At 48.5% G+C, this 23,535-nt stretch carries 17 protein-coding genes, 2 rRNA genes and 1 riboswitch; of the genes, 18 read left to right on the forward strand and 1 reads right to left on the reverse strand.

Annotation, left to right across the window (positions count from 1 at the left end):
- Window positions 1-126: 126 nt before the first annotated feature.
- The 4 genes from MKX75_RS03575 (at window position 127) to MKX75_RS03590 (ending at window position 5,749) form a co-directional block, all read left to right on the forward strand.
- A 23S ribosomal RNA gene (locus tag MKX75_RS03575) occupies window positions 127-3,052 on the forward strand.
- Between the two features lie 78 nt (window positions 3,053-3,130).
- Window positions 3,131-3,247, forward strand: a 5S ribosomal RNA gene (rrf, locus tag MKX75_RS03580).
- Between the two features lie 205 nt (window positions 3,248-3,452).
- Window positions 3,453-4,427: a copper amine oxidase N-terminal domain-containing protein gene (locus tag MKX75_RS03585; protein ID WP_076333441.1), complete on the forward strand. Its 975-nt coding sequence runs from the start codon at window positions 3,453-3,455 to the stop codon at window positions 4,425-4,427.
- Window positions 4,428-4,744: 317 nt separating this feature from the next.
- Window positions 4,745-5,749: a ketoacyl-ACP synthase III gene (locus tag MKX75_RS03590; protein ID WP_076333440.1), complete on the forward strand. Its 1,005-nt coding sequence runs from the start codon at window positions 4,745-4,747 to the stop codon at window positions 5,747-5,749.
- A gap of 179 nt (window positions 5,750-5,928) precedes the next feature.
- Here MKX75_RS03590 and MKX75_RS03595 read toward each other — a convergent pair whose 3' ends face one another.
- Window positions 5,929-7,863 (reverse strand): amidase family protein, encoded by a 1,935-nt coding sequence (locus MKX75_RS03595; RefSeq protein ID WP_076333439.1) that lies wholly within the window; start codon window positions 7,861-7,863, stop codon window positions 5,929-5,931.
- Between the two features lie 371 nt (window positions 7,864-8,234).
- Here MKX75_RS03595 and MKX75_RS03600 point away from each other — a divergent pair, with 371 nt between their 5' ends.
- The 14 genes from MKX75_RS03600 (at window position 8,235) to purN (ending at window position 23,406) form a co-directional block, all read left to right on the forward strand.
- A complete protein-coding gene (locus MKX75_RS03600) occupies window positions 8,235-10,364 on the forward strand; it encodes a DNA topoisomerase III (protein WP_076333438.1) in 2,130 nt (709 codons plus the stop codon).
- A 164-nt stretch (window positions 10,365-10,528) separates the two neighbouring features.
- The gene (locus MKX75_RS03605; protein WP_017690703.1) at window positions 10,529-10,666 is read left to right on the forward strand and encodes a hypothetical protein; all 138 of its coding nucleotides are present in this window, start codon (window positions 10,529-10,531) and stop codon (window positions 10,664-10,666) included.
- Between the two features lie 126 nt (window positions 10,667-10,792).
- Entirely contained in the window at window positions 10,793-11,056 is a 264-nt protein-coding gene (locus MKX75_RS03610) for a DUF1294 domain-containing protein (protein WP_017690702.1), read from the forward strand.
- Window positions 11,057-11,227: 171 nt separating this feature from the next.
- Window positions 11,228-11,662, forward strand: coding sequence for a universal stress protein (locus MKX75_RS03615; RefSeq protein ID WP_062836206.1), 435 nt, complete (start codon window positions 11,228-11,230; stop codon window positions 11,660-11,662).
- 270 nt (window positions 11,663-11,932) lie between these two features.
- Window positions 11,933-12,034, forward strand: a riboswitch (purine riboswitch).
- A 193-nt stretch (window positions 12,035-12,227) separates the two neighbouring features.
- A complete protein-coding gene (gene purE / locus MKX75_RS03620; RefSeq protein ID WP_017690699.1) occupies window positions 12,228-12,713 on the forward strand; it encodes a 5-(carboxyamino)imidazole ribonucleotide mutase in 486 nt (161 codons plus the stop codon).
- On the forward strand, window positions 12,710-13,912 hold the full coding sequence (gene purK / locus MKX75_RS03625) for a 5-(carboxyamino)imidazole ribonucleotide synthase (RefSeq protein WP_076333437.1): 1,203 nt from the start codon (window positions 12,710-12,712) through the stop codon (window positions 13,910-13,912). Before purE ends, purK begins: the two co-directional genes overlap by 4 nt.
- The gene (gene purB / locus MKX75_RS03630) at window positions 13,909-15,207 is read left to right on the forward strand and encodes an adenylosuccinate lyase (protein ID WP_047840491.1); all 1,299 of its coding nucleotides are present in this window, start codon (window positions 13,909-13,911) and stop codon (window positions 15,205-15,207) included. Before purK ends, purB begins: the two co-directional genes overlap by 4 nt.
- A gap of 252 nt (window positions 15,208-15,459) precedes the next feature.
- Window positions 15,460-16,335 carry a phosphoribosylaminoimidazolesuccinocarboxamide synthase gene (locus MKX75_RS03635; protein ID WP_339168444.1) on the forward strand — a complete coding sequence of 292 codons (876 nt, stop codon included), beginning with the start codon at window positions 15,460-15,462 and terminating at the stop codon, window positions 16,333-16,335.
- Between the two features lie 296 nt (window positions 16,336-16,631).
- Window positions 16,632-16,877, forward strand: a complete 246-nt coding sequence (purS, locus tag MKX75_RS03640) for a phosphoribosylformylglycinamidine synthase subunit PurS (RefSeq protein WP_017690695.1) — start codon at window positions 16,632-16,634, stop codon at window positions 16,875-16,877.
- Window positions 16,878-16,881: 4 nt separating this feature from the next.
- Window positions 16,882-17,571 carry a phosphoribosylformylglycinamidine synthase subunit PurQ gene (purQ, locus tag MKX75_RS03645; RefSeq protein ID WP_062836209.1) on the forward strand — a complete coding sequence of 230 codons (690 nt, stop codon included), beginning with the start codon at window positions 16,882-16,884 and terminating at the stop codon, window positions 17,569-17,571.
- Entirely contained in the window at window positions 17,549-19,792 is a 2,244-nt protein-coding gene (gene purL, locus MKX75_RS03650) for a phosphoribosylformylglycinamidine synthase subunit PurL (protein WP_076333435.1), read from the forward strand. Before purQ ends, purL begins: the two co-directional genes overlap by 23 nt.
- The gene (gene purF / locus MKX75_RS03655; RefSeq protein ID WP_339168446.1) at window positions 19,777-21,255 is read left to right on the forward strand and encodes an amidophosphoribosyltransferase; all 1,479 of its coding nucleotides are present in this window, start codon (window positions 19,777-19,779) and stop codon (window positions 21,253-21,255) included. Before purL ends, purF begins: the two co-directional genes overlap by 16 nt.
- Window positions 21,256-21,748: 493 nt before the next feature.
- Window positions 21,749-22,789: a phosphoribosylformylglycinamidine cyclo-ligase gene (gene purM, locus MKX75_RS03660; protein ID WP_076329579.1), complete on the forward strand. Its 1,041-nt coding sequence runs from the start codon at window positions 21,749-21,751 to the stop codon at window positions 22,787-22,789.
- Window positions 22,789-23,406 (forward strand): phosphoribosylglycinamide formyltransferase, encoded by a 618-nt coding sequence (purN, locus tag MKX75_RS03665; protein ID WP_076333434.1) that lies wholly within the window; start codon window positions 22,789-22,791, stop codon window positions 23,404-23,406. The genes purM and purN overlap by 1 nt, the downstream gene beginning before the upstream one ends.
- Window positions 23,407-23,535: the final 129 nt, after the last annotated feature.

A 23,535-nucleotide genomic window follows, 5' to 3' on the forward strand; every position in this document is an offset into this window, starting at 1 on the left:
GATCTTGTGTAAACAAGTGAAGTGTTTTTATAAGGTAGATTGCACGTACGATGGTATCGGGTGGGAGCGACTTTTGGCTTTGCGCAAGCAAACCAAGGGAAGCGAGCAGTCGAAACCGGAGCACGAGGTTAAGCTACTAAGAGCACACGGAGGATGCCTAGGCGCTAGGAGCCGATGAAGGACGTGGCGAACAACGAAACTGCCTCGGGGAGCTGTAAGCAAGCTTTGATCCGGGGGTGTCCGAATGGGGAAACCCAGCTGGGGTAATTTCCAGTTACTCACAACTGAATACATAGGTTGTGTAGAGGCATACCAGGGGAACTGAAACATCTAAGTACCCTGAGGAAGAGAAAACAATAGTGATTCCGTCAGTAGCGGCGAGCGAACGCGGAGAAGCCCAAACCAGAGAGCTTGCTCTTTGGGGTTGTGGGACGTCTCACATGGAGTTACAAAGGAACCGGTTAAGCGAAGAGGTCTGGAAAGGCCCGCCAAAGAAGGTAAAAGCCCTGTAATTGAAAGTCTGTTCCCTCCGAGACGGATCCCGAGTAGTGCGGGGCACGTGAAACCCCGTATGAATCCGGCAGGACCATCTGCCAAGGCTAAATACTTCCTAGCGACCGATAGTGAAGCAGTACCGTGAGGGAAAGGTGAAAAGCACCCCGGAAGGGGAGTGAAATAGAACCTGAAACCGTGTGCTTACAAAAAGTCAGAGCCCGTTTTAGGGGTGATGGCGTGCCTTTTGTAGAATGAACCGGCGAGTTACGTTCCCGTGCAAGGTTAAGGTGAAGAGCCGGAGCCGCAGCGAAAGCGAGTCTGAATAGGGCGATGTAGTACGTGGACGTAGACCCGAAACCGGGTGATCTACCCCTGTCCAGGGTGAAGGTGCGGTAACACGCACTGGAGGCCCGAACCCACGCATGTTGAAAAATGCGGGGATGAGGTGGGGGTAGCGGAGAAATTCCAATCGAACTCGGAGATAGCTGGTTCTCCCCGAAATAGCTTTAGGGCTAGCCTCGGAAAACAGAGTCGTGGAGGTAGAGCACTGATTGGGTGCGGGGCCCGCAAGGGTTACCAAGCTCAGTCAAACTCCGAATGCCATAGACTTACTTCCGGGAGTCAGACAGTGAGTGCTAAGATCCATTGTCAAAAGGGAAACAGCCCAGACCATCAGCTAAGGTCCCCAAGTGTGTGTTAAGTGGGAAAGGATGTGGAGTTGCACAGACAACCAGGATGTTGGCTTAGAAGCAGCCACCATTGAAAGAGTGCGTAATAGCTCACTGGTCGAGTGACTCTGCGCCGAAAATGTAACGGGGCTAAACACACCACCGAAGCTATGGCTTGATGCTTTGCATCAGGGGTAGGGGAGCGTTGTATAAGGGTTGAAGGTGTACCGTAAGGAGCGCTGGACATTATACAAGTGAGAATGCCGGTATGAGTAACGAAAAGATCAGTGAGAATCTGATCCGCCGAAAGCCTAAGGGTTCCTGAGGAAGGCTCGTCCGCTCAGGGTAAGTCGGGACCTAAGGCGAGGCCGAAAGGCGTAGTCGAAGGACAACAGGTCGAAATTCCTGTACCACCGTAAGCCGTTATGAGCAATGGGGGGACGCAGTAGGGTAGTGACGCGGACTGATGGATGTCCGTCTAAGCAGTAAGGCTGATGTGTAGGCAAATCCGCACATTGTAAGGCTGAGCTGTGATGGGGAGTGAAAATTACAGTAGCGAAGGTCATGATCTCACACTGCCAAGAAAAGCCTCTAGCCAGGTGATGGTGCCCGTACCGCAAACCGACACAGGTAGGCGAGAAGAGTATTCTAAGGCGCGCGGAAGAACTCTCGTTAAGGAACTCGGCAAAATGACCCCGTAACTTCGGGAGAAGGGGTGCCCCGGTAGTGTGAATAGCACGAGGGGGCCGCAGTGAAAAGGCCCAAGCGACTGTTTAGCAAAAACACAGGTCTGTGCGAAGCCGTAAGGCGAAGTATACGGGCTGACGCCTGCCCGGTGCTGGAAGGTTAAGGGGAGTGGTTAGGAGCAATCCGAAGCTGTGAACCGAAGCCCCAGTAAACGGCGGCCGTAACTATAACGGTCCTAAGGTAGCGAAATTCCTTGTCAGGTAAATTCTGACCCGCACGAATGGCGTAACGACTTGGGCGCTGTCTCAACGAGAGATCCGGTGAAATTTTAATACCTGTGAAGATGCAGGTTACCCGCGACAAGACGGAAAGACCCCATGGAGCTTTACTGCAGCTTGATATTGAATTTGGGTACGATCTGTACAGGATAGGTGGGAGCCTTTGAAACGTGAGCGCCAGCTTGCGTGGAGGCAACGTTGGGATACCACCCTGATCGTATCTAGGTTCTAACCTGGTACCGTAATCCGGTGCGGGGACAGTGTCAGGTGGGCAGTTTGACTGGGGCGGTCGCCTCCTAAAGAGTAACGGAGGCGCCCAAAGGTTCCCTCAGAATGGTTGGAAATCATTCGAAGAGTGCAAAGGCATAAGGGAGCTTGACTGCGAGACCTACAAGTCGAGCAGGGACGAAAGTCGGGCTTAGTGATCCGGTGGTACCGCATGGAAGGGCCATCGCTCAACGGATAAAAGCTACCCTGGGGATAACAGGCTTATCTCCCCCAAGAGTCCACATCGACGGGGAGGTTTGGCACCTCGATGTCGGCTCATCGCATCCTGGGGCTGAAGTAGGTCCCAAGGGTTGGGCTGTTCGCCCATTAAAGCGGTACGCGAGCTGGGTTCAGAACGTCGTGAGACAGTTCGGTCCCTATCTGTCGTGGGCGTAGGAAATTTGAGAGGAGCTGTCCTTAGTACGAGAGGACCGGGATGGACGTACCGCTGGTGTACCAGTTGTTCCGCCAGGAGCACCGCTGGGTAGCTATGTACGGACGGGATAAACGCTGAAAGCATCTAAGCGTGAAGCCCCCCTCAAGATGAGATTTCCCAGTATGTAAGACCCCTTGAAGACGACGAGGTAGATAGGCTGGGGGTGGAAGTGCAGCAATGCATGGAGCTGACCAGTACTAATCGGTCGAGGGCTTATCCAAATATGCAAGTTGTAATTCGCGTGTTTCGTTTCGAATCTAGTTTTCAGAGAACAACAACTCTGAAATGTAAGCTATGCGTTTGGTGGCGATGGCGGAGGGGTTCCACACGTACCCATCCCGAACACGACCGTTAAGCCCTCTAGCGCCGATGGTACTTGGACCGCAGGGTCCTGGGAGAGTAGGACGCCGCCAAGCAATAGGAAGACACACTTGATGATATCGAGTGTGTCTTTTTTTATTTGTGTTTTGATCGTTCAACTATAATACTTGTGTGAGTTATAAATAGCTTTTTTCTTTTTTGTATAATTGAGTATGGATTGTTAATTATTCCATTAATAATACCGATATAAGCTAAAGGGAGCTATTATCTACCTAAACATGATAACAAGGGGACTGAGGAATGAGAAAGTTAGTGATATATTGCTTCACATTCGTGCTAGTAATTACTATGCTTGGCTTACCTGCTGTACAAGAGAAGGCTGAAGCGGCAACAGCGATACCAATTTTAGTAAATGGTGAAAAGGTAAAATTTGAGGTTGACCCTATACAAACGGCGGGTACAACGTTAGTGCAGTTTACTCCGATTTTTCAAAAGCTAGATTTGCTTTATCAGTGGAATAATGCTACTAAAACCGTCACAGCAATGAAAGAAGGCTTAACAATAGAGCTTACCTTAGGGAAAAAGCAAGCGATCGTCAATGGTAGCTTGATTACCTTGCAGGTTGCGCCACGACTTGTGAAAGGGAAAATGTTTGTACCGTTGCGTCTAGTAAGTGAAGCGACTGGTGCAAATATTACTATAAAAAAGAATACAATATACATAGCAACATCCAATTCTAATGCTACACCTGATCAAACTTTAGAAACAAAAACACCTTCTAAAAATACTAGCTCTGCTAGGAAAGCAATTGCGGATGCTATTTTAAATGATTTAGCTAAAAATAAGAGTCAACTAATTTACGATGGAATTGTATATGAGAATGAATACCTCGTGGAGATTTCATATGATAATAGTCTAGAGATCACGATGCTGTATGATATTGAAAGTATCGATCACATTTATGATGCAGAGTATAATGACCAACAAGCTTCGATCTATATGACGGTACCTATTTCGGATTATTTGCATGAGAAGTATGAGTTTACCAATATTCATATTCACCAGGCTTTTAGAGGCGTTTATGATAGCGATCCTTCAGGTGATGGGAATGATAATTTGCATGAACCTAGTTATGTGAAATACTTAAATGGTAAGTATGTTGTAACTGCTGTCGTGACCTCAAGTTTGTTCGAATATACAACCAATAAAGTAACCTTAATATTTAATACTTTTAGTGGTTATCCATCAACCATTGCTGTAATTACTATCCCATAAATAAAAAAGGTTCAAAATTTCTTAGCAGGTTCACTTGTGAGGAGTAAAGTGTGTAATGGGAAAGCGTGTCGACAAAAAAATGGCTAAAAGAATCCTTATTTAGTAAGGATTCTTTATTTTCAATAAAATAGAAGAAATGATTTAATTTAGAGATTCTTCACGTCCACTACCAGATCCGAGTGTCTTCTCATCAGAACTCGATGCCACAGCTCTCGTGATTAAGGGTAATTGATAATGAATATTTTTTTAATAAAATTAGTACCAAGTACTAAGACTTAGTGCTATAATGGTAAAAAACAAGTGAGGTGATCACCGGTATGAATCATCAATCAAAGGCAACCATCACGGCAATGGGGACGTATGTACCGGATCGAATATTAACGAATGCTGATCTGGAGAAATTGGTCGAGACAAGTGACGAATGGATTGTACAGCGTACAGGTATGAGAGAACGAAGAATTGCAGCTGAAGATCAGTTTGTATCTGACCTGGCTACGAAGGCTGTGGAAGACATGATACGCCGTTACCAAGTAAGTATAGAAGATGTGGATATGATCCTTGTGGCTACAAGTACACCTGAATATGCTTTCCCAAGTACGGCATCCAGAGTACAGGCTAATCTCAAGATCCCACACACGGGTGTACTGGATTTAAATGCTGCATGCGCAGGTTTTACTTATGGGCTACAGCTAGCTGACAGTCTGGTGACCAGTGGAATGTACCGCAAAGTATTGGTTATTGGAGCAGAGACATTATCCAAAATTACGGATTATACAGACCGCACGACTTGTGTATTGTTTGGTGACGGAGCGGGAGCCTTCTTAGTGGAGAGATCAGCGGGTGCTGAAGGTGACTTTATGGCAGCCATATCAGGTACGAATGGAGATGGCGGTGTACATCTCTATAAGAGTGGCTTGTCTTCAGAGATGAATGGTGTGCCTTTACAGGGCGAAGGTTGTTTAGTTCAGAATGGCCGAGAGATCTATAAGTGGGCTGTACGGACGATTCCAGAGCAATTGGGTAAGCTTATAACAAAAGCTGAATTAAGCCCTGAGCAGATTGACTGGTTTGTCCCACACAGTGCTAACATGAGAATGATTGAGGCTGTTTGCGAACGTGGACCGGTTCCCTTGGAACGTACTTTAACCAGTGTTGAGTATCGTGGGAACACATCTGCCGCTTCCATTCCGCTGGCGCTACAGATTGCAGTGGATGAAGGGAAGTTGAAAGAAGGACAGAGCGTAGCTCTCTTTGGCTTTGGCGGTGGTCTGACGTACGCAGGTTTGGTGCTGAAATGGGGCGTGCCGGACAGGGTTCAGTAATAAATAACATACGACGTATGCAACATAAAGTAAAATAGGGGAAATAAAAGAGACCACCCAGACTTCATGTAGTCATGAAGAGGGTGGTCTCTTTAGTGGGTTAACTCGTTTCAAAAAAAGTGATATGAATGCATCTTATTTTTTTGTGTTAACAAGAATTGCTTAACCCCATAAATATTTTACGGCGTAAGCTTAGGAGCTTGGCGGTGATGAGTTCCTTGTTCGTAGCTATAAGCTAGCTTGATCAAGGTTCCTTCATCAAAGGCACGACCCAGGAATTCCATACCTACGGGCAATCCATCGGTTGTGAAACCGGCAGGTACAGTGATCGCCGGGAAGCCGGAGAATGGACTCAGACGGTTGTTACCACCAGATGTTTGACCTTCGCCGATCACGCCAGCGGCTTGTGTAGATGTAGGATAGATGATGGCATCCAGGTTATTGTCTGCCATAACTTTCAGCAGGGACTCACGTGTAACTTGGGTACGTTTCAGGACGATGTCCTTGTATTCGGTAGTCTCCAATGTTTGGCGTGCATCCCGAGTCTTCATGGATTGCTCCTGAGATTTGTCGAACTCTCCGGAAGCGATGATCTCGGACAGACTGTGATAGGGAGCATCTGCGCCCAATGAGTCCAGATAGTCATTTAGTTGGAACTTGAATTCATATCCACTAAGGCTTGGATATTTGTTGATCTCAGTCAAGTTCGGGATGGAAATGGGAACTGCGGTAGCGCCTAGTGTCTTCAGTTCTTCCACAGCGGTGTTGATCACGTCAGCAACGGCTTTTTCTTCAGCTTTGGTACTTGGGATGAGTTCTGTGGCCACACCGATGCGTGCACCTTTCAGTCCGTTTACATCCAAGAAGTCTGTATAGCTGGAAGGGATTTTTCCAACCGCGTAAGCTGTAGCGACATCCTTTTTATCATATCCGGCTGTAGCATCTAACATGATTGCAGCGTCACTAACCGTACGAGCCATAGGTCCACCTACATCCTGTGTCAAAGCCAATGGGATAATGCCTTCACGGCTGGACAGTCCGATGGTTGGACGGATACCCACAAGGCTGTTAAAGCTGGACGGGATTCGGATCGAACCGCCAGTGTCTGTACCCATGCCGGCTGCGGCAAAGTTAGATGCAATGGCAGCACCTGTTCCACCGCTTGAGCCACCTGGATAGTGGTCCAGGGCGTAAGGGTTCAGTGTTTGTCCACCCAATGAGCTGGATGTCGTGATGCCGAATGCGAATTCATGCAGGTTCGTTTTGCCCAAAATAATGGCGCCAGCTGCTTTGAGCTTCTTCACTTGTTCAGCATCGTGAGCAGGGACGGAATCTTTCAGACAGATACAGCCTGCGGTTGTAGGCATGTCATTGGTATCAAAATTGTCTTTCACCAGAATTGGAACGCCATGCAGAGGTCCGCGAGCACCTTGAGCTGCACGTTCTTCATCCAATTGCTCCGCAATTTGGAGTGCATCCGGGTTCAGGGTTAATACGGCGTTGATGCTTACACCTTGATCATCGTATTTCTCAATGCGGTCCAGATATTTCTGAACCAGCTCTTTTGATGTCAGTTTTCCTTGCGTCATTGCAGCCTGGAGATCCATGATGGTTGCTTCCTCCAGCACAAACGGTTTTATGTAGTTATAAATGCGATCTTTCAATATGGAGAGGTCATTCTCCGTAAGTACAGCGTTTGGAAGGAAGAGGGATTCCGTATAACCTTTCATCAATCCCGCAGTGTTCAATGCACCAACAGCACCTGCGAAAGTGGCTTCATCCGGGACATCCTTGAATGATTCGGAAGTCGAATCAAGTTCGAGCCATTGTTGCAAGGCGACAGCAGCATCTTTACGTTGTACGGTTGTGCCAGAGAGCTTGTCCATGGTAAAAGGAACACCTGCAAGTGTAGCCGCTTCTTCCATGGCCTGAATAAATGCTGCCGGAGTAGCAGGGGCTTTGCCTTTGGATACCGCAGCAACTGTTGTTTTACTCGTAGGCGTTGCCGATGCAGCTAATGCCGAAGGCACCGTTCCTCCCCATGTTGTGGCAACAACAGCTCCCGCCAGTAACAAAGCTCCACTTTTTTTCAATACAGATCCATGATAAGTCATGCATCCACGCTCCCTTCCTGTGTCTCATTGATGTGTTGTAGCAGCGATTCTGTTTCTATGCTTTTGACACATTGTATAGTCATGTTAGGTAAACTTACAATGTTTATATTTATCCAAAAAAACGTATACATCAATACTGTACCGTGTTAATACTTATTGATGCTTCTGATTCCGTGTACTCAGGAAAACTACTAATCTCCTATGTGTAATAAAATATGACATACATACGACATTGTGATTAAACATGAGGTTACATGATGCAAACAGATTAGGAAAGAGAGATGACAGAGCATACCTTTACCATGAAATGATATAATGAAAAGATAGGAATAGAAGAGACATAAGGCATTACAGAGAGGAAGAGATATGAAGTGAAGACATTGGTACTCGCAGAAAAACCGTCTGTAGCACGCGAAATAGCCAGAGTTATGGGTGCGCGTGATAAACATAAAAGTTATATGGAAGGCCCGAAATATATCGTTACCTGGGCGCTTGGACATCTGGTTGGATTAGCTGAACCGGAGGATTACGACAAGAAGTATGCAACATGGAATCTGGAGGACCTGCCCATTCTGCCAGAACGTACGAAGCTGAAGGTGCTTAAGGAAACCAACCATCAATATAAAGCAGTACAGCAGCTGATGAAGCGTCAGGATGTGGGTGAACTTGTCATTGCGACGGATGCGGCACGTGAGGGAGAATTGCTGGCTCGTTGGATCATGCAGATGGCGGGATGGAAAAAACCTTTTAAACGCCTGTGGATCTCATCCCAGACAGATAAGGCGATCAAAGACGGATTTGCATCGCTGAAGCCAGGCAGTCAGTTCGACCGTCTCTATGAATCTGCACGTTGCCGGGCGGAGGCCGACTGGATGATTGGGCTTAACGTAACCCGTGCGTTAACCGTTCGTTTTAATGCGCAGTTATCAGCTGGACGGGTTCAAACTCCGACATTAGGTATGATTATGGACAGAGAAAGTGAAATTAACGGTTTCCGCTCGCAGGAGTATGAGACGTTAACGGCAGATTTGGGAGGTTTTCAGGCTGTGTGGCGGGCAAATGGGGGAGATTCACGAATCTTTGACCCTCAGGAAACGCAGGAATTGAAGAAACGGGTAGACGGGCGCAAGGGGACAATTGCCCAAGTGAAGAAAAGCGAGAAGGTAGAGCCTCATCCACTTGCATATGATCTGACGGAACTGCAACGGGATGCCAACCGGAAATACGGTTTCTCTGCGAAGCAAACATCAAATGTCCTGCAACGTCTGTATGAACAGCACAAGCTCGTAACGTACCCACGTACGGACAGCCGATACCTGACTTCCGATATGACAGCTACATTGAAAGAACGTCTGGACAGTGTAGCCATTGGACCTTATGCCTCTCTGGCACGTCCTTTGCTGCGTAAAAATCTGAATATCACGAAACGTATTGTGGATGACAGCAAAGTGACCGATCACCATGCAATTATCCCTACGGAGCAAACGGTGCTTCTGAATCAACTGAATCCGGAGGAACGCAAATTGTACGATCTGATCGTACGTCGTTTTATAAGCCTGTTCTATCCAGCAGCGAAGTATGATTCGGTAGCGATCACGGTTCAGGTGGGGAACGACTCCTTCCATGTCAAAGGTACAACGGTGAAAGAAAGTGGATGGCGTGAAGTATACGGCGGCGATTACAGCGATGATGACGATGACCGGGCTGACGATGCAGCAGACCATGAGCGTGCGCTTCTGCCAGATGTGCAGCAAGGACAGTCCGTAACGGTTCAGCGTTGCCATATTAAAAGTGGACGGACGATGCCGCCCAAACGGTATACCGAAGCCGCTTTGCTTTCCCAAATGGAGAAGCATGGACTCGGCACTCCGGCTACACGTGCGGATATTATCGAGAAGCTGGTCAGTTCCGATACAATAGATCGTCAAGGCAACAGCATGCACCCGACTGGCAAAGGAAAACAGTTGATTGAACTGGCTGCTCCGCAGCTTCGTACACCGGATCTAACTGCTCGCTGGGAAGCTGAACTGGAACGCATCGCTCGTGGGCAAGGGAAACCGGGGCCGTTTCTGGATAGTATCCGATCCATGGCAAAAGAGCTGGTGTCTACGGTAAAAGGCAGCAAAGCGGAGTATAAGCCACATAATGTGTCGAATAGCCATTGCCCGGACTGTAATGCACGATTACTGGAGAAGAAGGGCAAGCGCGGTAAATTCCTTGTATGTCCTACCGAGGACTGCGGGTATCGTCGTTCGGCAGAGAAGAGACTGTCCAATCGACGTTGTGCACAGTGCCACAAAAAGATGGAAATCAAAGAAGGTAAGGCGGGACTATACGTGCAGTGTCTTCCTTGTGGTATTACAGAGACTTTGGATAAGGACAAACAGCATGTGAACAAACGCGATCAGCAAAAATTGGTGAAGCAGTATGCGAAGCAAGAGTCGATTGGCTCCAATCTGGGTGATCTGCTGAAGGCGGCTATGGAGAAAAAAGGGCAGTAACACGCTTGAGGTAGTTGAGATCGTGCCTCGTGCGGTACGAGCCATACGAATGATGTACTCATTTACTTCAAAAGGACTGACTATAACTTTTCTCTACTCATCTATGTGAAGTCGTATAAGATCCTTCGTTTTCAGGCAACGTAAGCCAAGGAGGTGATACCTACATGCCGCATAACAAACCAGAGAAAATCCATAATCAGCAAAACAAAGACAGTATTCGGGAAGAGAGTATCGCTGTGCGTCCGGATAAAGCAGCCAAAAGAGCGCCAAGCCTGAACGGTATTCCCAAACAGGAGTCCTAGAGTCAGCGCGAGGTTACCATTCTTACACAAACTTGCGGTTCCCTACCGGTGCGTTGAACATGTCTCTAATGAGGATTATAATGGAGACAGGGAGATGTCCCGGGACAGGGGGATCGCTAGAATTATATGCAAACCGGACTTATATTGTGGTTTCTATTTATTAATGTAGTTGGTTATCTGGTGATGTCGGATGATAAGAGGCGTGCACAGCAACGTCGTGATCGTACACCTGAACGGACGTTGTTTTTGCTTGCGTTTATTGGTGGTGCTTTGGGAGTCTGGATCGCGATGTATCGGAAAAGGCATAAAACCAAACATCCCAGCTTCACCATTGGCATTCCGTTGTTGTTGTTCCTGAATGCCGTAATCTATGGTTACTTTATTCAATGAATTCATGTGAAATGGTAATCAGTAATTTGTCTGATATGTAAATTCATTCGTATAAATGGTTCATAGTGACTCCGGGATGTTTAAGGAGTTATATGGTTCTGTTAGTTTATTGCATGTCAGACCGAAGCTTGCTTCGCGTGCTCTACATATAAAGGAAGGGACGGGATTCACATGTTATTTTCCAAAATATTAGTGGCTTATGATGGTTCCAAAGCTTCAAATAAAGCACTCGATCGTGCGATTGAGCTAGCTAAAGTGTCCCCGGATGCTGTATTGGATGTTATTCATGCTTTTGATTTCCCGCGTGTATTCATTGGTGAAGGGTTAGCTCCATTGCCGCCTTCGCTTAATAATGACTATTACAATCTGGCGGTGCAGACGACGGATGAAGCGAAAGAACGAATTCAGGCTGCTGGTGTAACGGCCAACGTAGACCTGATTCAAGGAGCGGCTGCGGAAGTGTTGCTTGATTTTGCCAAAGAAAATGATTCTGATATCATTATCATTGGTAGCCGCGGACTAGGCGGAATTCGGGAATTTGTCCTGGGTAGTGTCAGTCATAATGTGGTGCAGCATGCTCAGGTTCCAGTACTGATCGTAAAATAGTGAATGAAGTGTGCATGCACGAGAGAGCAAAAAGCCGGTTGTCTTCGAGAGATTGAAGAGGAGCCGGCTTTCTTTTATGGGATGAAATGGATGACTAAGCGAAATTAATGAAGCAATTCCCGAACATTATATTTGTCAATATGTTAAATGTTCGTCTTTAAGTTGACATTAGCTGTAGGGGATTGTTAGAATGTTAGATGTGTCGATCAGGTAAGAATAAGGTCGAGTAGGAACGAAATGTGTAACAAGATATATCAAAATGAATCAAGATGGTTTGAATAGATATTTGCTCGTATAACGCCGGGAATAGGGCCCGGAAGTATCTACCCGGGAACCGTAAATTTCCGGACTACGAGGAGATACGGCTGAGAGTCGCATGCAACCAGATGCGGACAGCAAGCCCCCTTTTGGCATGCCCAAATGAGGGATACGTATTTCTTGGAGTCCGGTGTCCGGAGAAAATGTGATGTTTTCGCGGGTAGCGGATTTTTTCATTTCACACGTAAAATGAATTCCTTATTAGCAAGTGTAATCAAAAAAGCTCAGACGGGAGTTGGATGTATTCATGTCACTGCAAGTCGCTGTAATTATGGGCAGTAAGTCGGATTGGGAAACGATGAAGCATGCGTGCGAGGTTCTGGATGAACTGGAGATTGGTTATGAGAAAAAGGTTGTCTCAGCCCATCGTACACCGGATTTGATGTTCGAATACGCAGAGCAGGCGATTGATCGAGGATTCAAGGTGATCATTGCAGGCGCAGGCGGGGCGGCACATCTACCTGGTATGGTTGCAGCCAAAACGATGCTCCCAGTCATTGGCGTTCCGGTTCAATCCAAAGCATTGAATGGTCTCGATTCCTTGTTGTCCATTGTTCAGATGCCTGGCGGAATTCCCGTTGCAACCGTTGCAATCGGTAAGGCGGGGGCTACCAATGCAGGGCTGCTCGCTGCTCAGATGATCGGTGCATTTGACCCGGATGTCCAACGTCGCTCTGAAGCTCGAAGAGAGCGCATCAAACAAGAAGTACTCGAAAGCAGTGAAGAACTATGACTAGAGAAGGTTTACAGTCGGGTGCGGCAGGAGAGCTGAAAAATGTCCTGCTGCCCGGGAAAACAACCATCGGCATTCTTGGAGGCGGACAGCTCGGACGTATGATGACGCTGGCAGGAACGGCAATGGGGTATCGATTCGTTACTCTTGATCCCGCTGCGGATGCACCTTGTGGACAAGTTGCTCGTCAGATTGAAGCTGGATATGATGATGCCAAAGCTGCACTCGAACTCGCTCGGCAATGCGATGTCATTACGTATGAATTCGAAAATGTGGATGCAGAAGTCGCTGGGCTGCTCGAGCGTGAGTCTTACGTTCCGCAAGGAAGTGCGCTACTGTACACCACACAACATCGGTTGCGTGAAAAACGTGCGATCGAAGCCGCCGGAGTGAGGGTCGCGCCTTATCGGGAAATCACAAGTGCGGATACAATGCTTGCTGCTGTAAGCGAACTTGGAGTGCCCTGCGTACTGAAGACGGTGACTGGAGGCTATGATGGCAAAGGCCAACGGGTAATCCGGGAATCAAGTCAGGCTGTTGCCGCATACGAAGAACTTGCAACTACAGGTGCGGAACTGGTGCTGGAACAATTCATTAAGTTCGAATGCGAGATATCTGTCGTTGTAGCGCGTAGTACAAATGGGGAGATCAAGACGTTCCCACCAGCGGAGAATATTCATGTGAACAACATTTTGCATGCGTCAATCGTACCGGCTAGAGTTGCTGCAGACATCCAGATTGAAGCTCAAAAGCTGGCAGCAGCGGTGGCAGAATCGATGAAAGCTGTTGGATTGCTGGCTGTGGAACTGTTTGTAGCGGCGGATGGAAGACTGTACGTCAACGAACTGGCACCAAGACCGCATAATTCTGGTCACTATACGATGGAAGCTTGTGCGACTTCTCAGTTCGAACAACATATCCGTGCCATCTGCGGGTTACCACTTGGGGACACTTCGTTATTGAGTCCGGTTGTTATGGTCAATGTGCTTGGAGAGCATCTGGAAGGCATTATCGCAAGAACAGGGCAACCTGATGCGGAAGCGATAGAACTCGGTGTGATTCCCAAGCTTCATATATATGGTAAAAGTGAAGCGAAAACAGGACGGAAGATGGGGCATGTGAATCTGCTTTGTCAAGATGTTGAAGAAGGATTGCAATGGATTGAACAAACTAATCTCTGGAGGAATACAAATTCATGATTGAACGTTATAGCAGACCCGAAATGAGAGCCATCTGGACAGAAGAGAACAAATTCCAATCATGGCTGGAAGTTGAAATTTGTGCATGTGAGGCGTGGGCTGAACTGGGTGTTATCCCTAAAGAAGAAGCAGCATTGCTTCGTCAGAATGCATCTTTTGACATCGACCGCATCTATGAGATTGAACAGGAAACACGTCATGACGTTATCGCATTTACACGTACAGTATCTGAGAGTCTGGGTGCGGAGCGGAAATGGGTGCACTACGGACTGACTTCCACAGATGTCGTGGATACGGCTCTGGGATATGTATTGCGTCAAGCGAATGAGATTCTGGAAAAGGATATCGTGAATTTCATTGAAATTCTTCGCGAAAAAGCACTGGCTTATCAGCACACACCAATGATGGGACGTACGCACGGGGTACATGCAGAGCCAACGACTTTTGGACTGAAAATGGCGTTGTGGCATGAAGAGATGAAACGGAACCTGGAGCGTTTCCGTCATGCAGCAGACAATGTACAATACGGCAAAATCTCAGGCGCAGTAGGAACGTACGCGAACATCGATCCGTTTGTCGAAGAGTTTGTCTGCGAGAAGCTGGGCACGAAACCTGCGCCGATCTCGACTCAAACATTGCAACGTGACCGTCACGCAGAATATATGGCTACACTGGCGTTGATCGCAACGTCCCTGGACAAGTTTGCTACAGAGGTACGTGCACTACAGAAGAGTGAATTCCGTGAAGTGGAAGAAGCTTTTGCAAAAGGTCAAAAAGGATCTTCCGCAATGCCGCACAAGCGTAACCCAATCGGTAGTGAAAACATTTCCGGTCTGTCCCGCGTCATTCGCGGACATATGGTATCGGCATACGAGAACGTAACGCTCTGGCATGAGCGCGACATCTCGCACTCTTCCGTAGAACGTATCATTCTGCCGGATGCAACGATGCTGCTGAACTACATGCTGAACCGTTTTGGTAACATCGTGAAGAACCTGACAGTGTTCCCTGAGAACATGAAACGCAACATGGAGCGCACCTACGGAGTACCATTCTCCGGTCGCATCATGACAAAGCTGATTGACAAAGGTTTCAGCCGCGAGCAAGCGTACGATACCGTTCAACCACGTGCGATGCAAGCATGGGAAGAGCAACGTCAGTTCCAGGATATCGTGAAATCCACACCGGAAATCACGGAAGTACTGAACGAAGAGGAAATCGCAGATGCATTCAACCCGTCATGGCACCTGAAGCACGTAGACACCATCTTCAAAAAGCTCGGTTTGAACGACTAATATATTAAGGCTTTGAATTATTCTATTCCCTAAAAGTATAGGTTGATTATGTGTTCACGCTGGAACGGAGAAGGCAGAAAAAACCTGAAGAAGCAAAGCGCTCGCCTTTATCCCCGGATTTTCACTTTGCAAAAGTGGAATCAAAAAATCTGGGGATAACAGCGATCGGAAGGTTGTTCTGCATTCGTAGTGGCCCCGCGTGAAGAGGGGAATTGGACGTATACTTTACATCTCCTGAAAGAAGGTGAGCCCATGGCACTGTCCACTGCGGCAGATCTCGTTAAAGCACCTCTGTTATATAAAGGAAAAGTACGTGAATTGTACGATCTGGGTGAACATTTTCTAATCGTGGTTACGGACCGTATCTCGGCATTTGATTATGTGCTGGACCCGGCAGTTCCCGAGAAAGGAAACGTACTGAATAAACTCAGCAGCTTCTGGTTTGAACTGACAGGTGACATGATGGAGAATCACGTCGTTCATACCGATGTGAATCAACTGGGTGATCTCATCACAGACCCTGAATTGCTCAAAGACCGCATCATGGTAACCCGCAAAGCAGAACGCATTGATATTGAGTGTGTTGTACGTGGATACATCACGGGTGGTGGATGGAGACAATATGAGACAAGCGGAGAAGTGAACGGGATCAAGTTGCCTGATGGACTTCGCAAAAACGCCAAGCTCGAAGTTCCCATTTTCACCCCGGCAGCCAAAAACGATGTTGGTCACGATGAAGACATCCCAATGGATCGCATGAAAGAACTGGTGGGAGACGCACTCGCAATTGAGCTTCAGGAAAAAAGCTTGCGCCTGTACGAATTCGCCCGTGATTACTGTGATCAGCGTGGCATCATTCTGGCAGATTGCAAATTCGAGTTCGGCATTGTGGATGGCAAGGTCATCCTAATTGACGAAATCTTCACTCCAGACGCTTCACGCTTCTGGGCCAAAGAGAATTACGAACTCGACATCGAGATCGACAGCATGGATAAAGAGCCAGTGCGCACCTATCTCGCCGGAACCGATTGGGACAAGAACAGCAAACCCGATCCACTCCCACAAGAGGTAGTTGAAGCAACAACCGCAAGATATGTCGATATTTATAACCGTTTAACGGCACAATAAATTTAATTGTTTTCATGTAATGGTTAGTCTAGACCATTACCCACCGTGCAACGTAAAGGTTTAGGCCTTTAAAAAAACGTCGCAAGGACTAGCGGAGGGGCGGAATTGTTCTTAAAGGAGCGATAGCGTTCGCCTTTGTCCCCGGGTTTTGACCGCACAGCGGTTCAAAACAATCAAAAAACCTGGGGACAACAAGTGACCGGAAAGAACAATCCGCCCCGGAGCAAGCTCCACACCCCATTTTTAACAGCATAAAGCATTTATCCCGTTCATTACTGAGGAGGAACATAAGGATCATGATCAAAGCAACCGTATATGTCACTATTAAGCAAAGCGTACTCGACCCGCAAGGCGTAGCTGTTCAAGGAGCCCTGCATTCCATGGGATTCAACGAAGTGGAAAGTGTACGGATCGGTAAAGTCATGGAATTGAACCTGGATACAACAGATCGTGCGGAAGCGGAGAAACGATTGAAAGTCATGTGTGAAAAGCTGCTGGCCAACACCGTTGTTGAAGATTACCGCTACGAATTGGAGGGTTAATCTCATGAAATTTGCAGTTCTTGTGTTCCCTGGCTCCAACTGCGACATCGACTGTTACAAGGCAGTGGAAGATGCCATTGGGCAAGAGGTTGATTATGTATGGCACACGGCTACAGATCTATCGGCTTATGATTGTATTTTGGTTCCGGGTGGTTTCTCTTATGGTGACTACCTGCGCTGCGGAGCGATTTCCCGCTTTGCACCGGTAATGAACGAGGTAGCGAAAGCTGCTGAACAAGGTAAATATATTTTGGGTATTTGCAACGGATTCCAGATCCTGACCGAAGCGGGATTGCTTCCAGGTGCATTGATCCGCAACACTTCCCTGAAATTCCGTTGTCACGATACAGTATTGAAAGTGGCGAATGCAGATACGCCATTTACACGTGACTATGCACCTGGCGAAGAGATTATCATCCCGATTGCTCACGGCGAAGGCAACTATTATTGCGACGAGGAGACGCTCGCGAGTCTGCAAGCGAACAACCAGATCGTATTTACGTATGGCAACAACCCGAACGGTTCCCTGGGTGATATTGCGGGAGTCTGTAACGAGGGTGGCAACGTGGTCGGCATGATGCCGCATCCAGAGCGTGCAGTGGACTCACTGCTAGGTTCGGAAGACGGCAAACGTATGTTTACATCTATTTTGAAAGCATGGAGGGATCGGCATGACGCAGCAGCTATCCGCTAAGGAACCGACAGCAGAACAGGTCGCAGAACATAAACTTTACGCACAAATGGGCGTATCTGACAGCGAGTATGCGCTGATCTGTGAGTTCATGGGGCGCAAGCCAAACTACACGGAAATTGGTGTGTTCAGTGTAATGTGGTCCGAGCACTGTGCTTATAAAAACTCCAAGCCATTGCTGCGCCGTTTCCCAACGTCTGGACCACGTGTCCTGATGGGACCTGGTGAAGGTGCCGGTATCGTGGATATCGGTGATAACCAGGCCGTGGTATTCAAAATTGAAAGCCATAACCATCCTTCCGCAGTTGAGCCTTATCAAGGTGCGGCAACAGGTGTGGGCGGCATTATCCGTGATATTTTCTCCATGGGTGCAAGACCGGTAGCAATACTGAACTCCCTTCGTTTCGGCAAGCTGGAGAGCGATCGCGTTAAATATTTGTTCGAGCATGTTGTATCGGGTATTGCCGGATACGGTAACTGTATCGGTATTCCTACCGTTGGTGGCGAAGTGATGTTTGATGAGAGCTATGAAGGCAATCCGCTGGTTAACGCCATGTGTGTGGGTCTGATTGATCATGACAAGATCCAGCGCGGCGTAGCTAAAGGTGTAGGTAACCCTGTTTATTATGTTGGGCCGCCAACAGGCCGTGATGGTATTCATGGAGCAACCTTTGCATCGGTTGAATTGACGGAAGAATCCGAGTCCCAACGGACAGCCGTTCAGGTTGGTGACCCGTTTATGGAGAAACTGGTGATGGAATCCTGTCTGGAATTGATCGACACTGGCATCGTGCTCGGAATTCAGGATATGGGTGCTGCTGGTCTGACATGTTCAAGTGCAGAGATGGCAAGTAAAGCGGGTAACGGTCTGGAATTGTATCTGGATCAGGTGCCACAGCGTGAAGAAGGCATGACACCTTACGAGATGATGTTGTCCGAGTCCCAGGAACGGATGTTGTTCGTCGTTGAGCCGAAGGATGAGGCGCAGGCGATGGAAATCTTTGAACGTTGGGGCGTAATCTGTGCCAAAGTCGGTAAAGTGACGGATGATGGTCGTTTGAAATTGATCCACCACGGCGAAGTGGTCGGAGATATGCCGGTAACGGCTTTGGTTGATGAATGTCCAGTGTATGACAAACCTTCTTCGGTACCTGCATACTACGAGCAAAGTGCTTCCATCGACACGCTTCGTTACGACGAAGTGTCGGATCTGGGCGGAGCACTGAAACAAGTGCTGGCTTCACCAACAGTAGCAAGTAAAAAATGGATTTATGATCAATACGACTACATGGTGCGTACAAGCACTGCCGTTCGTCCAGGGTCGGATGCAGCCGTAGTCACGATCCGTGGCACACGCAAAGGTCTCGCGATGACAACGGACTGTAATGGACGCTATGTGTACCTTGATCCTGAGGTTGGCGGACGGATTGCCGTAAGTGAAGCAGCGCGTAACATTGTATGTTCTGGTGCTGAGCCGCTGGCGATTACGGATAACCTGAACTTCGGTAATCCGGAGAAGCCGGATATTTTCTGGCAAATGGAGAAAGCGGTAGACGGTATGGCAGAAGCTTGTCGTGTGCTGGATACGCCGGTCATCGGTGGTAACGTAAGTCTGTATAACGAAAACGCCAAAGGCTCCATCTATCCAACGCCAGTTGTCGGTATGGTAGGTCTCGTTCATGATACGGATCATATCACGACACAAGCATTCAAATCCGAAGGTGATGTTATCATCCTCCTCGGTGAAACGAAAGCTGAACTGGGTGGCAGCGAGCTGCAATACGCGGTTCATGGTCAGACGGAAGGTCGTCCACCAGAACTGAATTTGCAAACGGAAAAAGCGCTGCTCAGCACAGTGCTGGAAGCAATACAATCCGGTCTTGTTCGCTCGGCACATGACTTGTCTGAAGGCGGCTTGGCTGTTGCACTCGCAGAGTCTTGTATCAGCGGTAACGTAGGAGCACAGGTGAATGTGGAGACTGCACTGCGTGCAGATCACGCTTTGTTCAGTGAGAGCCAATCACGTATCTTGTTGTCGGCTACGCCAGAGCAAGCGGGTAAGCTTGAAGCATTTGTACGTGAGCGCGGTGTACCTGTAGCTGTGATTGGACGTGTGGAAGGAAGTAACCTGACGATTGAACTGAACGGAACATCAGCCGTGAGCGAACCTGTAGGAGGTTTGGCTCAGGTCTGGGAGGATGCGATTCCATGTCTCATGAACTGACGACAGGACCGTTGTGGACAGGCGATTATTATAATGAAGGGTCCGGCAAGGAAGGACTCGATAAATTGAAGGAAGAATGCGGCGTGTTCGGGGTGTTCAGACACCCTGACGCGGCTTCGCTCTCCTATTATGGACTGCATGCGCTGCAACATCGGGGCGAAGAAAGTGCAGGCATGTGTGTGAGTGATGGCACCCAGTTTAACTATCATCGCGGTATGGGTCTGGTGAAGGAAGTATTCACCAAAGACCTGATGCAGACGTTGACCGGGGATATTTCTATTGGACATGTCCGGTATTCAACAAGTGGTGACAGCAAACTGACGAACGCACAACCATTGGTATTCAAATACCGTGATGGCGATTTGGCAGTAGCAACCAACGGTAACATTGTGAATGCACCAACGATCCGGCGCGAGCTGGAGCAGAGCGGTTCCATTTTCCAAACAACGAGTGATACCGAGGTTATTGCGCATCTGATTGCACGATCCTCCAAAGGGCTTGTGGAAGCGGCAAAAGAGGCATTCCAGCGCATTGTTGGCGGTTATGCATTTCTGATCATGACCAATGACAAGTTGCTCGTGGCTTCCGATCCACACGGACTTCGTCCGCTCACGATGGGCAAGCTAGGGGATGCATATCTGTTTGCATCCGAGACGTGTGCACTCGAAACGATCGGCGCAGAGTTGATTCGTGATATCGAGCCGGGTGAATTGCTTGTGCTGGATGCAGATGGTCTGCACGAGGATCGCTTTGATCATCACAAACACCGCAAGGCATTATGTGCAATGGAATATATTTATTTTGCTCGTCCGGATAGTGACATGAATGGTGCGAACCAGCATGCGGCCCGTAAACGGATGGGAAGCCGGATGGCCATTGAGTCATTTGTGGATGCGGACTTGGTTACGGGGGTACCAGATTCCAGCATCTCGGCAGCAATTGGATACGCTGAACAGACAGGTATTCCGTATGAGATGGGTATGATCAAGAATAAATACACCGGCCGTACGTTTATCCAGCCAAGCCAGGAATTGCGGGAGCAGGGCGTGAAGATGAAGCTGAGCGCTGTGCGTCGTGTTGTGGAAGGCAAACGTGTGGTTATGATTGACGATTCCATTGTACGGGGAACAACTTCCCGGCGGATCGTGAACATGCTGCGTGATGCAGGAGCTACCGAAGTCCATGTGCGCATTACATCACCACCGTTCAAAAACCCGTGTTTCTATGGCATTGATACCCCGGATAGCCGTGAATTAATTGCTTCACAGTTGTCGGTGGAAGAAATTTGCCGTGAGATTAATGCGGATTCCCTGTCGTTCCTCAGTCCGGATGGACTGATTGCATCGATTCAGGGAGATAATCAGAATGATCCCAAAGGCGGGCTTTGCCTCGCATGTTTTGATAATGATTACCCAACCCGCCTCGACTTTGGTGGCGAAGAAAAATTCGGCTGCAGTTGCTAGCTGTTATGTGGCAAGACAAATGTATCTTGCCGCCCCGGGCGTAGCCCGAGCCCTCAGCCCCGCCTTACGGAGTAACAGGGGCCAGGGCAGCCAAGCGAAGCCAGCTGCCACCGGGCCTAGCCCGCGCCCTTAAGCCCCGCTTTGCGGAGCAACAGGGGCTAGGCAGCCGAGTGAAGCAGCTGCCCCCGGGTCTAGCCCGCGCCCTTAAGCCCCGCCTTGCAGAGCAACAGGGGCTAGGGCAGCCAGGCGAAGCAGCTGCCCAGCGGGCTTGCCCCGCAGCGTAGCTGAGCGGGGTTCGCTGACCGATGGCTTGCAGCCAACGGAATCGGCGAACAATCCCGCGAGATCACGCACGAATCAACCATAGCAAGATCACACCAGCCACCTCTGCACCGCTTTTTTTGGCGGGTGTCCAGAGGGCCTGCCAAGGTCCTATGGGGTCCTCCCGGGCGGGAGGATTTAGGTGGGGCGAAAAAAAAGGAGATGATTCCACTTGTCTGAAGCATATAAAAAGGCCGGCGTCGATATCGCGGCAGGTAATGAAGCGGTTGAACGGATGAAAAAACACGTGAAGCGTACCTTCCGTCCGGAAGTGATGACGGATCTGGGTGGATTCGGTGCACTGTTCGGTTTGAACAAAGATAAATACGATGAGCCGGTGCTTGTATCCGGTACAGACGGCGTAGGCACCAAGCTGAAAATTGCATTTGCCATGGACCGTCACGATACCATCGGAATCGACGCGGTAGCGATGTGTGTGAACGACATTGTGGTACAGGGTGCAGAACCACTCTTCTTCCTTGACTATCTGGCATGTGACAAAGTCATTCCTGAGAAGATCGAAGCTATTGTTGCGGGCATCGCTGAAGGCTGTCATCAGTCTGGTTGTGCGCTGATTGGTGGCGAGACGGCGGAAATGCCAGGTATGTACAGTGAAGGCGAATACGATATTGCCGGATTCACGGTAGGCATCGTGGACAAAGCGAAGATCATCAACGGTACAACCATCGCACCTGGCGATACAGTGATCGGACTTGCCTCCAGCGGTGTGCATAGTAATGGATTTTCGCTGGTACGCAGACTTTTGTTGGAAGATGCGGGACTTGATCTGCATGATGAAGTAGCGGAACTGGGCGGTAAACTAGGTGATTCTCTGCTGGAACCTACGAAGATCTATGTTAAACCGCTGTTGTCCCTGCTGGAAAAAGTAAAAGTAAAAGGTATGGCACACATTACAGGTGGTGGCTTCATCGAGAATATCCCACGTATGTTGCCAAGCAACGTGAATGTGGATATTGACTACGGATCTTGGCCGATCCTGCCGATCTTCAACCTGTTACAGGAAAAGGGCGCTGTCTCGAACCGTGACATGTTCACCACATTTAACATGGGTGTTGGGCTTGTACTGGTCGTTAATGAAGCAGATGCAACGGAAGCGCTGCAACAACTGAAAGCATCTGGTGAAGAAGCGTACATCATTGGCCGTGTTACCGAAGGAGATGCGCGAGTAACCTTCACGGGAGCGGATGTTTAATGGCGAACTACCGCATAGCTGTATTTGCCTCGGGTGAAGGATCCAACTTTCAGTCATTGGTCGATGCAGTACGAAACGGTGGGCTGGATGCATCCGTAGATCTGCTTGTATGTGATAAACCGTCTGCACGCGTTGTGCAGCGGGCACAGGACGCAGGCGTGGATTGTCATCTGTTTACTCCGAAAAATTATGCTTCCCGTGAAGCCTATGAGGCAGAGATCGTGGAAGTGCTTGAATCCAAAAAGATCGACTTGGTTGTTCTTGCGGGATACATGAGATTGCTGACTTCTGTTGTGGTGGATCGTTACGCTGGGCGGTTGATTAATATTCATCCGTCCTTGCTACCGGCATTTGCAGGTAAGGACGCGATTGGACAGGCTCTCGAATACGGCGTGAAAGTTACGGGTGTGACCGTGCACTTTGTGGACGGTGGCATGGATACAGGGCCGATTATTGCCCAGCATCCCGTTCCTATTTTGCCAGAGGATACTGCTGAATCAATCAGCCGTTCCATCCATGCTGCCGAACAGCAGCTTTACCCTGAAGTGGTATCCTGGTTCGCGCAAGGTCTGGTTCAATTAGACGGACGTCAGGTCACAGTACAGAAAACGGTTTGATATAAGTTGAAATTTTTTACACATTAACGGAGAGGACAGAAAAAACCTGAAAAAGCAAAGCGTTCGCCTTTATCACCGGATTTTCCCTTTAAGAAAAGGGAATCAAAAAATCTGGGGATAACAGCGATT

It is taken from the genome of Paenibacillus sp. FSL R5-0341 (assembly GCF_037975235.1).
GTDB lineage: Bacteria > Bacillota > Bacilli > Paenibacillales > Paenibacillaceae > Paenibacillus > Paenibacillus amylolyticus_A.

What these genes read in the sequence shown, in the direction of transcription:
- purQ (WP_062836209.1), top strand. Translation starts at nt 16,882, where the DNA reads ATGAAATTTGCAGTTCTTGTGTTCCCTGGCTCCAACTGCGACATCGAC.
- purL (WP_076333435.1), top strand. Translation starts at nt 17,549, where the DNA reads ATGACGCAGCAGCTATCCGCTAAGGAACCGACAGCAGAACAGGTCGCA.
- MKX75_RS03605 (WP_017690703.1), top strand. Translation starts at nt 10,529, where the DNA reads ATGCCGCATAACAAACCAGAGAAAATCCATAATCAGCAAAACAAAGAC.
- MKX75_RS03590 (WP_076333440.1), top strand. Translation starts at nt 4,745, where the DNA reads ATGAATCATCAATCAAAGGCAACCATCACGGCAATGGGGACGTATGTA.
- purF (WP_339168446.1), top strand. Translation starts at nt 19,777, where the DNA reads ATGTCTCATGAACTGACGACAGGACCGTTGTGGACAGGCGATTATTAT.
- purN (WP_076333434.1), top strand. Translation starts at nt 22,789, where the DNA reads ATGGCGAACTACCGCATAGCTGTATTTGCCTCGGGTGAAGGATCCAAC.
- MKX75_RS03635 (WP_339168444.1), top strand. Translation starts at nt 15,460, where the DNA reads ATGGCACTGTCCACTGCGGCAGATCTCGTTAAAGCACCTCTGTTATAT.
- MKX75_RS03585 (WP_076333441.1), top strand. Translation starts at nt 3,453, where the DNA reads ATGAGAAAGTTAGTGATATATTGCTTCACATTCGTGCTAGTAATTACT.
- MKX75_RS03595 (WP_076333439.1), bottom strand. Translation starts at nt 7,863, where the DNA reads ATGACTTATCATGGATCTGTATTGAAAAAAAGTGGAGCTTTGTTACTG.
- MKX75_RS03610 (WP_017690702.1), top strand. Translation starts at nt 10,793, where the DNA reads ATGCAAACCGGACTTATATTGTGGTTTCTATTTATTAATGTAGTTGGT.
- purE (WP_017690699.1), top strand. Translation starts at nt 12,228, where the DNA reads ATGTCACTGCAAGTCGCTGTAATTATGGGCAGTAAGTCGGATTGGGAA.
- purS (WP_017690695.1), top strand. Translation starts at nt 16,632, where the DNA reads ATGATCAAAGCAACCGTATATGTCACTATTAAGCAAAGCGTACTCGAC.
- MKX75_RS03615 (WP_062836206.1), top strand. Translation starts at nt 11,228, where the DNA reads ATGTTATTTTCCAAAATATTAGTGGCTTATGATGGTTCCAAAGCTTCA.
- purK (WP_076333437.1), top strand. Translation starts at nt 12,710, where the DNA reads ATGACTAGAGAAGGTTTACAGTCGGGTGCGGCAGGAGAGCTGAAAAAT.
- purB (WP_047840491.1), top strand. Translation starts at nt 13,909, where the DNA reads ATGATTGAACGTTATAGCAGACCCGAAATGAGAGCCATCTGGACAGAA.